Here is a 12916-nt window from a genome sequence, read left to right as displayed (position 1 = left end):
CGGAAAAGCCCCGGCGCGCCCGCCGGGGCTTTCAGGAGGCATCCCGCCGGTCAGTGGGCGTTGCCTGTCAGGCCGCTGTACTTGCCGCCGACGATGAAGCGCGACAGGTAGGTCGGCAGGATCACCTCGCAGGTGGCGAGTTCGGTGATTCCCAGATCCTTGAAGCCCAGCGCGTCCGGGGAGACGACGTTGTCCTGCCGCAGCAGGGCGACCTGATCGCGGGTCAGCGCCGGGGCGAGGACCGGGATCTTCTCCAGCAGGCCGCCCAGCGACTCGGCGATGTTCCAGGGAATGGTCACCAGCGGCCGGTGGCGCTGGATGTCCTTCTGGGTCAGTTCCAGCAGTTCGCGGAAGCTGTAGACGCGCGGGCCGCCCAGCTCGTAGGTCTTGCCGCGGCTGGCGTCGGTGTCCAGCGCGGCGACGACGGCGTCGGCCAGATCGCCGACATAGACCGGCTGGAAGCGGGTCTTGCCGCCGCCGATCAGCGGCAGGGCGGGGGCCTTCTGCGCCATCGCGGCGAACTTGTTGAAGAAATTGTCCTCCGGCCCGAAGACGATGCTGGGGCGCAGGATCGTCGCCGCCGGGAAGGCGGACAGCACCGCCTGCTCGCCGGCCGCCTTGGAGCGGGCGTAGGAGGAGGGGGAGTTGGCGTCGGCGCCGATGGCGGAGACGTGGATCAGCCGGTCGACGCCGTTGGCGGCGGACAGGCGGGCGATGCGGGACGCCGCGTCGACATGGACGGCCTGGAAGCTCTGGCTCCCGCGTTCGTACAGCACGCCCAGCAGGTTGATGGCGATGTCCGCCCCCTGAAGGGCGCGGTCGACCGAGTCGTCCCGCGTGCAGTCGGTGGCGAAGGGCACGATCTGGCCGACGGCGCCGGCGGTCTTCAGGAAGGCCGCCTTGCCCGGATTGCGGGTGGCGATGCGGATTTGGGCGCCGGACTTGGCGAGGCGCCGGATCAGGTGGCGGCCGATGAAGCCCGACCCGCCGAACACCGTGATAACCTGAGTGCGATAGGACATCGACCGTCTCCCGTGCCGTTGCGCGCCGTAACCGGGGCTTTCGCGCGGCGGTTCCCCCGCCGCTGCGCGCCCCCGCGCGTCGTCCGACTGTGTGTCGCCATGAGGACTGCTGGAACTGCGCGCAAGCTTATAGCGAATGGGCAGCCGCCAATCTAGGGACTGCATCGCCGCGCCGGCCGGCCGCGGGAGGAAAACCCGCGATGCGGCAAAAAAACGAAGAAGTCCGAAAAAAGCTGTTGACGCCCCCCGGCCGGATCATTAAACAACCGCCCACACACCGAGCACCGAGCCCAGGTGGCGGAATTGGTAGACGCGCAGGTTTCAGGTACCTGTGGCAGAAATGTCGTGGAAGTTCGAGTCTTCTCCTGGGCACCATTTCTTTCTACCCGGCTGCGCCGCATGCACAGCTCCTTCGATCGAGAGGGAGGCAGTGCAGAGCGGCGTTCGTCGTTTCTAGGGTCCGTGGCCGGGGGCCTGACCACCGGGAAACGACCATGCCCATCGACCTTCATGACGGCGACCTCCCCGACGGCCTCGACCTCGCCGCCGGGGCCCGCGACAACTGCGTTGCCATCGACACCGAGACGATGGGGCTGAACCCCCACCGCGACCGCCTCTGCCTGGTGCAGCTGTCGGCCGGCGACGGTGCGGTCCATCTGGTGCAGTTCCGTCCCGGCCGCTACGAGGCGCCGAACCTGAAGCGTCTGCTGACCGATCCCGGCGTGACCAAGCTGTTCCATTTCGCCCGTTTCGACGTGGCGGTGATGAAGGCCTATCTGGGCGTCAGCTGCCAGCCGGTCTATTGCACCAAGGTCGCCTCCAAGCTGGTCCGCACCTTCACCGACCGCCATGGCCTGAAGGATCTGTGCAAGGATCTTCTGGGGGTCGAGATCTCCAAGCAGCAGCAGTCCTCCGACTGGGGCGCTCCCGAGCTGACCACCGACCAGATGAAGTATGCGGCCTCCGACGTGCTGCACCTGCATGACCTGAAGGCGAAGCTGGACGTCATGCTGGCGCGCGAGGGCCGCACCCATCTGGCCCAGGCCTGTTTCGACTTCCTGCCGGCCCGCGGCGAACTGGACCTCGGCGGCTGGGAAACCCCGGACATCCTGGCGCACTGATCGCACGATCGCCGCCCTTTCCCGGGACGGGAGGGGGCGCCGCCTCTAACCGGGCGTTAATTTGACCCGGCGCCCGCCGGGGGGCATACTGCGGGTCGCGCCTGCCGGGAGCCATCCGGGTGGGCGCGTGTTTGTGAACGGCCTGCCTATCGGGCCTTTTGAATGGAAGGCATCGCAGCCTTGACCAGCGCTATCACGTCCAGCCTGACCGCCGCGTCGACCGAATCGAGCGCCGTGGAGAACCGCGACATCGCCTGCGCCACCCGCGTGCTGCGGACGGAAGCCGATGCGCTGGTGGCCCTGGCGGACAGCCTCGACGGAGCCTTCCTGCGGGCGCTCGACCTGCTGAACGGCATCGAAGGCCGCGTGGTCGTCACCGGCATGGGCAAGTCGGGCCATGTCGCCCGCAAGATCGCCGCCACCATGGCCTCCACCGGCACGCCGGCCTTCTTCGTCCATCCGGGCGAGGCGAGCCACGGCGACCTCGGCATGATCGCGAAGAACGACGCCGTGGTGGCGCTGTCCAATTCGGGCGAGACGCATGAACTGGCGGACATCATCGCCTTCACCCGCCGGTTCGGCATCCCGCTGATCGGCATGACCCGCCGCGCCGCCTCCTCGCTGGCCGAGCAGTCGGACGTGGCGCTGATCCTGCCGCCGGTGCCGGAGGCCTGTCCGCTGGGTCTGGCGCCCACCACCTCCACCACCATGATGCTGGCGCTGGGCGACGCCATCGCGGTGGCGCTGCTGGAACGGCGCGGCTTCTCCGCCGCCGATTTCCGCGAGTTCCACCCCGGCGGACAGCTGGGCCGCGCATTGCTGAAGGTCACCGACATCATGCACAAGGGGACCGATTTGCCCCTGTGCCGTCTTGATTCGCCGCTGTCCGACGTCATCTTCGAGATGACGGCCAAGCGGCTCGGCTGCGTCGGAGTGACCGACGAGGCGGGCGCGCTGGTCGGGATCATCACCGACGGCGACGTGCGCCGTCATCTGACGCCGGAGCTTCTGGCAGAGCGCGCCGACAGCATCATGTCGCCGCGGCCAAAGACCATCCGCCCGAAGGCGTTGATCGTCGAGGCACTGCGGGAGATGAACGAGAAGAAGATCACCACCCTGTTCGTGATCGAGGACGACCGGCCGCTGGGCATCGTGCACATCCACGATTGCCTGCGCGCGGGCGCCGCCTGACCGCGTTCTTGTTCATTATGGAAGCCAAGCGCCGAGCCGGAGGGACAGAGAGTTGAGCCTGGACGACCTGCGCAGCCCCGACCGCACCGGAACCGCTCCGCCTGCAGCACCGCCTGCGCGCGGGAGGGACCGCCGCGCGTCCGCTCCTGTCCAAGCCCCGGCGGAGCTGCCGGCCGTGCTGCGCGCGCACCGGCGGCGGGATACCCGTCCGGTCAGCCGGTTCCACAGCCGCTTCGTCTCGGCCCTGAAATTCGCGCTTCCGGCGGCGGCGCTGGCGATGATGGCGCTGCTGGCCGCCTGGCCGTCGCTGAACAGCCCGCCGACCCCGCGCATCTCCGCCGATGCCGGACAGAGCGAGATGCTGAAGCCGCGCTATTTCAGCCTGGACGAACACAACCAGCCCTTCTCGCTGGTGGCGGCCAAGGCCGACAAGTCGACCGACGAGCCCGACATCGTCCTGCTGGACGACCCGCAGGCGGAAATGACCGAGAACACCGGCACCTGGGTGACCATGCGGTCCGACAAGGGCTGGTACAATCAGGTCACCGGCATCCTGCTGATGCGCGGCAACGTCCATGTGCTGCGCGACGACGGCAACGAGTTCACCACCAGCGAGGCCGAGGCCGACATCCGCAAGGGCAACGCCTGGGGCGACAAGGCGGTGGCCGGCCAGGGTCCGCAGGGCGAGATCAACGCCCAGGGCTTCCGCATGACGGAGCGCGGCAAGAACGTCGTCTTCCTCAACCAGTCGAAGGCCGAGGTCCAGGCCGCCGAGCGCCCCGGGAGCAAGAAGCCGTGACGTCCAGACGGTCGCCGTTCAGAACCGTATTTTCCCTGTCGGCGGTCCCGGCCGCCGCGGCGCTGGCCGCCGGGCTGCTGCTCGCCGCTCCCGCCATGGCCCAGGGCCTGCCCGGCATGGGCGGCAAGCAGCCGGTCGAGATCAACGCCGACCAGGCGATCGAATGGCATCAGGACGTGCGCGCCTATGTGGCGCGCGGCAACGCCTCGGCCAAGCGCAACGACTCGACCGTCTTCGCCGACGTGCTGACCGCCTATTACCGCGAGGTGCCCGGCAAGGGGAACGAGGTGTTCCAGCTGGTGGCCGACGGCAATGTCCGCATCGTCAGCCCGACCCAGCAGGTGTTCGGCGACCACGGCGTCTATGACGTCGACAAGCAGGTCGCCGTCGTCACCGGCAAGGACCTGAAGCTGGTCACCGCCAAGGACGTGATCACCGCCCGCGACAGCCTGGAATATTACGAGGCGCGCGAGCTGACGGTGGCGCGCGGCGACGCGGTGGCGGTGCGCGGCACCGACCGGCTGCGCGCCGACGTGCTGATCGGCCGGCTGAAGAAGCTGCCGGACGGCACCACCCAGATGGACAGGATCGACGGCTCCGGGAGCGTCGTCGTCACCACGCCCACCGATGTGGCGCTGTCGGACAAGCTGGTCTATTCGGTGCCCGACAACGTCGCGGTGCTGATGGGCAACGTCAAGATAACCCGCGGCGACAACCAGCTGAACGGCGATGCCGCCGAGATGAACATGAACAGCAAGATCAACCGCGTCATCGCCGGCCGCGACGCCGGCGGCCGGGTCAGCGGCCTGCTGATTCCCGCCGAAAGGGCCGGCGAGCAGCCCGATGCCGCGGCAGGCAAGAAGCCGTGACCGTGCTGACCGCCAACGGACCCGGCGCCGCCCCCGCCGGCAGCACCCCCGCAGCATCCGTCCCGGCCGAAGGGCTGGTGGCGCAGCATCTCGGCAAATCCTTCAAGAAGCGGCCGGTGGTGCGCGACGTCTCGATCAGCGTCCAGCGCGGCGAGGCGGTGGGGCTGCTCGGCCCCAACGGCGCCGGCAAGACCACCTGCTTCTACATGATCACCGGCCTGATCGCCGCGGATTCCGGCACCATCACGCTGGACGGCCAGGACATCACCGCGCTGCCGATGTACCGCCGCGCCCGGCTCGGCATCGGTTATCTGCCGCAGGAGGCCTCGATCTTCCGCGGCATGACGGTGGAGAACAACATCCGCTCCGTGCTGGAGGTGGTGGAGAGCGACCGCGACGTGCGCGAGGCGATGCTGGACGAGCTGCTGGCCGAATTCTCGGTGACGCATCTGCGCCGCTCGCCGGCGCTGGCGCTGTCGGGCGGCGAGCGGCGGCGCGTGGAGATCGCCCGCGCCCTGGCCGGGCAGCCGCATTTCATCCTGCTGGACGAGCCGCTGGCCGGCATCGATCCCATCGCGGTGAACGACATCCGCGAACTGGTCGGGCATCTGCGCGACCGCGGCATCGGCGTGCTGATCACCGACCACAACGTGCGTGAGACGCTCGACCTCGTCGATCGGGCATACATTTTGCACGATGGTGTGGTACTAATGGAGGGACGGCCGGACGAGATCGTGGCGCACGAGGGCGTGCGCCGGGTCTATCTCGGCGACCGGTTCAGTCTGTAGCCCTCCGTTTCCACTGGTCCCGGTTCCACAGCCATGGCGCTTGCTCAACGTCTCGACCTTCGACAAGCCCAGACCCTGGTGATGACGCCGCAGCTGCAGCAGGCGATCAAGCTGCTGCAGTTGTCGAACATCGAACTGTCGGACTTCGTCGACCGCGAGATCGAGCAGAACCCGCTTCTGGAGCGCGACAGCGGCCCGGCCGACGGCGGCAGCGATCCGGCCGGCAGCGACTTCGGCGGCGACGGGGCCGGCGGCGAGGCGCCGGGCGGGCTGGACGGTCCCGGCGGCATGGAGGCGAACGGCCTCAGCATCGACGGGCTGAACGGCCGCGACGACGGGCCGGGCCCGGCCCCATCCGACGGGCGCACCCGCGACACGGTGGAGATGACCTCCTCCGACACGCTGGCCGCTTCGTCGGAGGCGCCGCTCGACACCGATTTCGAGAATGTCTACGGCGACGACCGCTTTTCCGACGGGTCGGACGGCGGCAGCGAGGTCTACGGGGCCTATGGCGAGCGCGGCGGGCGCAGCGGCTTCGACGATGACGACAGCAACCTCGAAGCGACGCTGACCAGCGAAAAGAACCTGCGCGACCATCTGACCGAGCAGCTGAAGATCGACCTGCCCGACCTGGGCGACCAGCTGATCGGGCTGGCCCTGATCGACATGCTGGACGAGGCCGGCTGGCTGGTCGGCTTCGACGCCCAGGCGATCGCCGAACAACTGGGCTGCGGGGCGGACCGGGTGGAGCGGGTGCTGGCCGCCTGCCAGCGCTTCGACCCGCCGGGCATCTTCGCGCGGTCGCTGAAGGAATGCCTCGCCATCCAGCTGCGCGAGAAGAACCGGCTGGACCCGGCGATGGCGGCGCTGCTCGACAACCTGGAGCTTCTGGCCGCGCGCAACCTGCCGGCCATCATGAAGGTCTGCGGCGTCGATGCCGAGGACGTCGCCGACATGGTCGCCGACATCCGCAAGCTGAACCCGAAGCCGGCGCTGGCCTTCGACCACACCCCGGCCCAGCTGGTCACCCCCGACATCCTGATGCGCCCCAATCCCGGCGGCGGCTGGCTGATCGACCTCAACCCGGACACGCTGCCGCGGGTGCTGGTCAACCACCGCTATTTCGCCCGCATCTCCGACAGCGCCAAGAACAAGGCCGACAAGGAATACATCTCCGAGCGGTTCCAGTCGGCGAACTGGCTGGTCAAGTCGCTGCACCAGCGCGCCACCACCATCCTGAAGGTGGCGAGCGAGATCATCCGCCAGCAGGACGCCTTCTTCATCCATGGCGTCTCGCATCTGCGGCCGCTGATCCTGCGCGACATCGCCGAAGCGATCGGAATGCACGAGAGCACCGTCAGCCGCGTCACCACCAACAAGTTCATGGCGACCCCGCGCGGCGTCTTCGAGCTGAAATACTTCTTCACCTCCGCCATCCAGGGTGCGGACGGCCAGGCCGCCCATTCCGCGGAGGCGGTTCGGCACCGCATCAAGACGATGATCGATGCCGAGAAGCCGGAGGACGTTCTTTCGGACGACAAACTGGTGGAGATTCTCCGTGCCGAAGGGATCGACATTGCGCGAAGGACGGTCGCGAAGTATCGTGAAGCTATGAAAATACCGTCATCGGTGCAGCGACGCCGTGCCAAGATGTCACGCATGTAGGGAGTTCGGGCGGGGGAGGGCTCGATTGACAGTCCGATAGCCCTTGCCTATCGTCGCGGCCCGCACGCGGCGGACCGCATCTCCACACGCCGTCTCTACACCGTCCCCAGCGGACCAATTTTTGGAAACGTTCCACCATGCAACTCACAGTCAAAGGCAAGCAGCTCGACGTGGGCGACGCTCTGCGCACCCATGTGGCCGATAGCCTGAACGCCGTCGTCGGCAAGTACTTCGAGAAGCCGATCGAAGCGACCGTGATCCTCACCAAGGATGCCCACCTCTACAAGGCCGACATCCAGGCCCATGTGGGTCGCGGCATCATGCTGCAGAGCGCAGGTGACGCTACCGAGCCGTATCCGGCATTCGACATCGCCTGCGAAAAGCTGGCCAAGCGCCTGCGCCGCTACAAGCGCCGCCTGCGCGACCACCACGCCGCCGAGAACGGCGCCGCCCTGCCCGCGAACTACCGCGTGCTGGAGGCCGATGCCGACGAGCAGCATGACGAGGTGGAGACTGTTGCCGACGGCGCCCACCAGCCGATGGTCGTGGCGGAGATGGAGACGACCATCGCCACCCTGTCGGTCAGCGAGGCGGTGATGCGCCTGGAGCTGGCGCAGGCCCCCGCCCTGATGTTCCACAACGGTGCGCATGGCCGCCTGAACATGGTCTATCGCCGCGCCGACGGGAACATCGGCTGGGTCGATCCGGCGGAGAAGGCCGGCGCCTGACGGCGCCGACCCGTCTCCCAGGTCAAGAAGCGTCATGCTGGACCTCATTTCTCCGCAAGCCATCCTCCCGAACCTGAAGGCCAGCAACAAGAAGCAGGCCCTGCAGGAGATGGCGCGCAAAGCGTCCGAGCTGACCGGTCAGCACGAGCGGGCGATCTTCGACGTGCTTCTGGAGCGCGAAAGGCTGGGCACGACCGGCGTGGGGCATGGCATCGCCATCCCGCACGGCAAGCTGTCCAGCCTGGACCGCGTCCATGGCGTCTTCGCCCGCCTGGAGCGGCCCATCGATTTCGACGCGATCGATGAGCAACCGGTCGATCTGATCTTCCTCCTCCTCGCCCCGGAACAGGCGGGAGCCGACCATCTGAAGGCTCTGGCCCGCGTCTCGCGGCTTCTGCGGGACCAGTCCATGTGCGAGAAGCTGCGCGGAGCCCAGTCCGGCGACGCGATGTACGCGCTTCTGACCCAGCACGAGCCGAGCCCGTCCACCTGACCGGCCGCCGCTGCGGGAACAGGATGCCGAAAGGGCCGCTGCACGGGCTGTGCGCGGCCCTTTTTCTTTGGCGGCGGATGCACAAATTGGTGGGAGGCCGGCGGGCTGGTACACTTGTGCCGAGCCGACAGGAAAGATGGGGCATGGCCGTGGGAAACGCGCAGCGCAAGCCGTGGATTTCGCCGCAGGACTATCTCGCCGCCGAACGGGGCGCCGAGGTCCGCCACGAGTATGTGGACGGCGAGATCTTCGCCATGGTCGGGGCGAGCCGCCGTCACGCGGCCATCGTCGGCAATCTTTTCGTCGCCCTGCGGCAGGCCGCCCGCGCCCGCGGATGCCAAGCTTACGCCAATGATGTGAGGTTCGGGTCGAGGCGGCGAACGCCTTCTACTATCCCGACCTCCTCGCGACCTGCGCCGGCGGCGACGACGATCCCTATGTCGTCAAGGATCCGGTCCTGATCGTGGAGGTTCTCTCCGACAGCACCGAGGCCGTCGACCGGCGCGAGAAGCGGACCAACTACCAGAAAATCCCCTCCCTGCGCGAGATCGTCCTGGTCTCCCAGAGCGAGCGTCTGGTCGAGGTGTACCGCCGCGACGGCGCCGGCTGGATCGTCGACATGGTGCGCGAAGGGCCGGTCATGCTGGCGTCTCTGGACCTGACCGTTCCTCTGGAGGCGGTGTACGAGGACTGAAAACCACCCGCCCTTTACAAAGCCGCACTCTCTCCGGCCGTCATCCCCGCGAAGGCGGAGTTATGCGCCTCCGCGGGAATGACGGTCGATGCGATGAGGCCTCGGCCGCGGTCGAGCGGCGCCCCCTCACCCCCGCTCCGCCCAGCCCATGTAGTTCACGTCGAGATCATGCGGGTTCAGGCGGAACTCGTCGCTCAGCGGGCTGTACGTGATGCCGGTCAGGTCGCGTACGCTCAGCCCGTACGGGCGTACGGCGGCGTTCAGCTCGGACGGGCGCAGGAACTGGCGCCAGTTGTGGGTGCCGCGCGGCAGCCAGCGCAGGATGTATTCCGCCCCGACGATGGCCAGCGCGAAGGATTTCGGCGTGCGGTTCAGCGTCGCCAGGAACAGGACGCCGCCGGGCGCCAGCAGCTCGGACAGCGACTTCACGAACAGGTTCACGTCGGCGACATGCTCGATCACCTCCATCGCCAGCACCACGTCGAACTTTTCGCCGCTGGCGGCGAGAGCCTCGGCGGTGGTGGCGCGGTAGTCGACCGTGGTGCCGGTCTCGGCGGCATGGGTGGCGGCGGTCTTGATGTTGTTCTCCGACGCGTCCACCCCGACCACGGCGGCGCCCATCCGGGCGATCGGTTCGGCCAGCAGGCCGCCGCCGCAGCCGATGTCGACCACGCGCAACCCCGCCAGCGGATTGGGCGCCAACGGGTCGCGGCCAAGCCGCTTGCACACGCTGTCGCGGATATAGGTCAGGCGCAGCGGGTTCAGCCGGTGCAGCGGCTTGAACTTGCCGGTCGGATCCCACCACTCGGCCGCGATGGCGGAGAAGCGGGCGACATCCTCCGGATCCACGGTTCCGCCCCCGATTCCACCGGCGGGAGCGGTTGCGGACGCATGCGGGAAGGCGGAGGACGGCGCGGTCATGGTGAAAATCCGTAAACAGGGTGGCGGGAGGGGTGCGGGCAACTTGCCTCGCTTCCACCGACGGAGTATGGATACGCCGCCCCGCGCCGGCAACGGTGGAGCGGGGGTGCGCTCAGCCGACCCGCATGATCCTGATGGCATGATCCAGATGGCATGACCGGGCGGCCAGACATGGTGTGAGGTATGGCGCGGATCGTCCTGAAGTTCGGAGGCACGTCGGTCGGCGACATCGACCGCATCAAGAACGTGGCCCGAAAGGTCGAGCAGGAAGTCAAGGCGGGGCATCAGGTCGCCGTCGTCGTGTCGGCGATGTCCGGCGTGACCAACCAGCTCGTCAAATACTGCAACGAAATCGACAAGCTGCACGACGCGCGCGAATACGACGCGGTCGTCGCCAGCGGCGAGCAGGTGACCTCCGGTCTCCTGGCCGTCGCCCTGCAGTCGCTCGGCATTCCCGCCCGCTCCTGGGCCGGCTGGCAGATTCCGATCCGCACCGACGACACGCACGGCAAGGCGCGCATCGTCTCGATCGACACCAGCGAGATGGAAAAGTCCCTGCAGACCGGCGAAGTCGCCGTGGTCGCGGGCTTCCAGGGCGTGTCGAACGAAGGCCGCATCACCACGCTGGGCCGCGGCGGCTCCGACACCTCGGCGGTGGCGCTGGCGGCGGCGGTGAAGGCCGACCGTTGCGACATCTACACCGACGTGGACGGCGTCTACACCACCGACCCGCGCATCGTCTCCAAGGCGCGCAAGCTCGACAAGATCACCTATGAGGAGATGCTCGAGCTGGCCTCGCAGGGGGCCAAGGTGCTTCAGACCCGCTCGGTCGAGATGGCGATGAACCACCGCGTGCGCGTGCAGGTGCTGTCCAGCTTCGAAGCGGCGGCGGGCAGCTCGCTTCCCGGAACCCTGGTTGTTGACGAGGACGAGATCGTGGAAAAGGAAGTTGTTAGCGGCATCGCCTACAGCCGCGACGAGGCGAAGGTCACCCTGGTGGGCGTCGCCGACCAGCCGGGCGTCGCCGCCGCCATCTTCGGTCCGCTGACCGACAATGCGGTCAACGTCGACATGATCGTCCAGAACGTGTCGGAAGACGGCAAGTCCACCGACATGACCTTCACCGTCGGCAAGGCCGATCTGGCCCGCGCCGTGAAGGTGCTGGAGGACGCGCAGTCCGGCCTGAACTACAAGCGCATCGTTTCCGATGCCAATGTGGTCAAGGTGTCGGTCATCGGCGTCGGCATGCGCAGCCACGCCGGCGTCGCCCAGCGCATGTTCAAGGCGCTGGCCGACAAGGGCATCAACATCCAGGTCATCTCGACTTCGGAGATCAAGATTTCGGTCCTGATCGCCGAGGAGTATGCGGAGCTGGCGCTGCGCGCCCTGCACACCGCCTACGGCCTGGACGCCGCCTGAGCACGGGTGGCGACCCGGGCGACTGGGATCGCAACAGCAGGAAAGGGCCGGCCATGACCGACGCCACATCGCACGCGGCGGAAGCATCGGCTCAATCCGGCCCTTACCGGTCCCATCTCGATCGGTTGTGGAAACGGGGCCGGGATTTCCTCGGCACCCGCACCGCCGTGATGGGCGGCGCCATGAGCTGGGTGTCCGAACGGCACCTCGTTTCCGCCATCTCGAATGCCGGCGGCTTCGGCGTGCTGGCCTGCGGCTCCATGGCGCCCGGCCAGTTGGCGGCGGAGATCGCCGGCACCCGGGCGCTGACCGACAAACCGTTCGGCGTCAATCTCATCAACATGCATCCGGCGCTGGACCAGCTGATCGACGTCTGCCGCGAGCAGGGCGTCGGGCATGTGGTCGTCGCCGGCGGCCTGCCGTCCGGCGCCACGCTGCGCCGGATCAAGGACGGCGGGGCCAAGGCGATGGCCTTCGCGCCCACGCTGACCGCCGGCCGGCGGCTGGTGAAGCATGGCGCCGACGCGCTGGTGATCGAGGGGACGGAGGCCGGCGGCCATATCGGCCCGGTCTCCACCACCGTGCTGGCCCAGGAGATCCTGCCCGACCTGCACGAGGTGCCGGTGTTCGTCGCCGGCGGCATCGGCCGGGGCGAGGCCATCCTCTCCTATCTGGAGCTGGGGGCGGCGGGCGTGCAGGTCGGCACCCGCTTCGTCTGCGCCACCGAATGCGTGGCCCATCCCAATTTCAAGCAGGCCTTCATCCGGGCATCCGCCCGCGACGCCCAGACGTCGGTGCAGATCGACCCGCGCTTTCCGGTTATTCCGGTGCGGGCGCTGGCGAACGAGGCGTCGAAGCGCTTCATGGAATTCCAGCGCGACGTCATCGCCAAGGTCGACGCCGGCATCATGAGCCGCGACGAAGGCATGCTGGAGATCGAGCATTTCTGGGCCGGCGCGCTGCGCCGCGCGGTCGTCGAGGGCGACGTGGAGAACGGCTCCCTCATGGCCGGGCAGAGCGTCGGTATGGTCACCCGCGAACAGCCGGTGGCGGATATCCTCGCCGAAATGATCGCCCAGGCCGAATCGGCTCTGGCACGGCGGGCGATGGATGAGGCATCGTTGGGAACGATGGCGGGAGTGATGGCGGAGCCGCCGGTGGGAGCGCTGTAGCGACATGACCGACACCCTCGACACGGCAGCCGGC

The 12916-nt window shown here is 68.0% G+C and carries 12 protein-coding genes, 1 tRNA gene and 1 pseudogene; 12 read left to right on the top strand and 2 right to left on the bottom strand.

What is annotated here, in order from left to right:
- Positions 1-50 precede the first annotated feature (50 nt).
- On the bottom strand, positions 51-1022 hold the full coding sequence (locus DM194_RS11070; RefSeq protein WP_111067365.1) for a complex I NDUFA9 subunit family protein: 972 nt from the start codon (positions 1020-1022) through the stop codon (positions 51-53).
- A gap of 288 nt (positions 1023-1310) precedes the next feature.
- Here DM194_RS11070 and DM194_RS11065 point away from each other — a divergent pair.
- The 10 genes and pseudogenes from DM194_RS11065 (at position 1311) to DM194_RS28670 (ending at position 9370) form a co-directional block, all read left to right on the top strand.
- Positions 1311-1397: transfer RNA gene (locus DM194_RS11065), tRNA-Leu, on the top strand.
- 119 nt (positions 1398-1516) lie between these two features.
- Entirely contained in the window at positions 1517-2143 is a 627-nt protein-coding gene (locus DM194_RS11060) for a ribonuclease D (protein WP_111067364.1), read from the top strand.
- A 162-nt stretch (positions 2144-2305) separates the two neighbouring features.
- Entirely contained in the window at positions 2306-3334 is a 1029-nt protein-coding gene (locus DM194_RS11055; RefSeq protein ID WP_111067363.1) for a KpsF/GutQ family sugar-phosphate isomerase, read from the top strand.
- Positions 3335-3386: 52 nt separating this feature from the next.
- A complete protein-coding gene (gene lptC, locus DM194_RS11050) occupies positions 3387-4133 on the top strand; it encodes an LPS export ABC transporter periplasmic protein LptC (protein ID WP_111067362.1) in 747 nt (248 codons plus the stop codon).
- Positions 4130-5002 (top strand): LptA/OstA family protein, encoded by an 873-nt coding sequence (locus DM194_RS11045; protein ID WP_111067361.1) that lies wholly within the window; start codon positions 4130-4132, stop codon positions 5000-5002. The genes lptC and DM194_RS11045 overlap by 4 nt, the downstream gene beginning before the upstream one ends.
- Positions 4999-5790: an LPS export ABC transporter ATP-binding protein gene (lptB, locus tag DM194_RS11040; RefSeq protein WP_111067360.1), complete on the top strand. Its 792-nt coding sequence runs from the start codon at positions 4999-5001 to the stop codon at positions 5788-5790. The genes DM194_RS11045 and lptB overlap by 4 nt, the downstream gene beginning before the upstream one ends.
- Before the next feature lie 33 nt (positions 5791-5823).
- Positions 5824-7455, top strand: a complete 1632-nt coding sequence (gene rpoN, locus DM194_RS11035; RefSeq protein WP_111067359.1) for an RNA polymerase factor sigma-54 — start codon at positions 5824-5826, stop codon at positions 7453-7455.
- 137 nt (positions 7456-7592) lie between these two features.
- A complete protein-coding gene (gene hpf, locus DM194_RS11030; RefSeq protein ID WP_111067358.1) occupies positions 7593-8183 on the top strand; it encodes a ribosome hibernation-promoting factor, HPF/YfiA family in 591 nt (196 codons plus the stop codon).
- Positions 8184-8217: 34 nt separating this feature from the next.
- A complete protein-coding gene (gene ptsN, locus DM194_RS11025; RefSeq protein ID WP_111067357.1) occupies positions 8218-8676 on the top strand; it encodes a PTS IIA-like nitrogen regulatory protein PtsN in 459 nt (152 codons plus the stop codon).
- A gap of 23 nt (positions 8677-8699) precedes the next feature.
- Positions 8700-9370 (top strand): annotated as a pseudogene (locus DM194_RS28670) (Uma2 family endonuclease).
- A 126-nt stretch (positions 9371-9496) separates the two neighbouring features.
- On the opposite strand, the gene ubiG reads toward DM194_RS28670, so the two are convergent.
- On the bottom strand, positions 9497-10291 hold the full coding sequence (gene ubiG, locus DM194_RS11015; protein ID WP_246024192.1) for a bifunctional 2-polyprenyl-6-hydroxyphenol methylase/3-demethylubiquinol 3-O-methyltransferase UbiG: 795 nt from the start codon (positions 10289-10291) through the stop codon (positions 9497-9499).
- A gap of 183 nt (positions 10292-10474) precedes the next feature.
- Between ubiG and DM194_RS11010 the strand changes: the two genes are divergently transcribed.
- Together DM194_RS11010 and DM194_RS11005 are read left to right on the top strand one after the other, a co-directional pair.
- A complete protein-coding gene (locus tag DM194_RS11010) occupies positions 10475-11710 on the top strand; it encodes an aspartate kinase (RefSeq protein ID WP_111067356.1) in 1236 nt (411 codons plus the stop codon).
- Positions 11711-11763: 53 nt separating this feature from the next.
- Complete coding sequence (locus DM194_RS11005; protein ID WP_111067355.1) at positions 11764-12882, top strand: NAD(P)H-dependent flavin oxidoreductase; 1119 nt, start codon at positions 11764-11766, stop codon at positions 12880-12882.
- The last annotated feature ends 34 nt before the right edge of the window (positions 12883-12916 follow it).

It is taken from the genome of Azospirillum ramasamyi, assembly GCF_003233655.1.
Lineage (GTDB): Bacteria > Pseudomonadota > Alphaproteobacteria > Azospirillales > Azospirillaceae > Azospirillum > Azospirillum ramasamyi.
The sequence above is the reverse complement of the archived record's forward strand: the minus strand, read 5'-3'. Positions and strand labels throughout refer to the sequence as shown.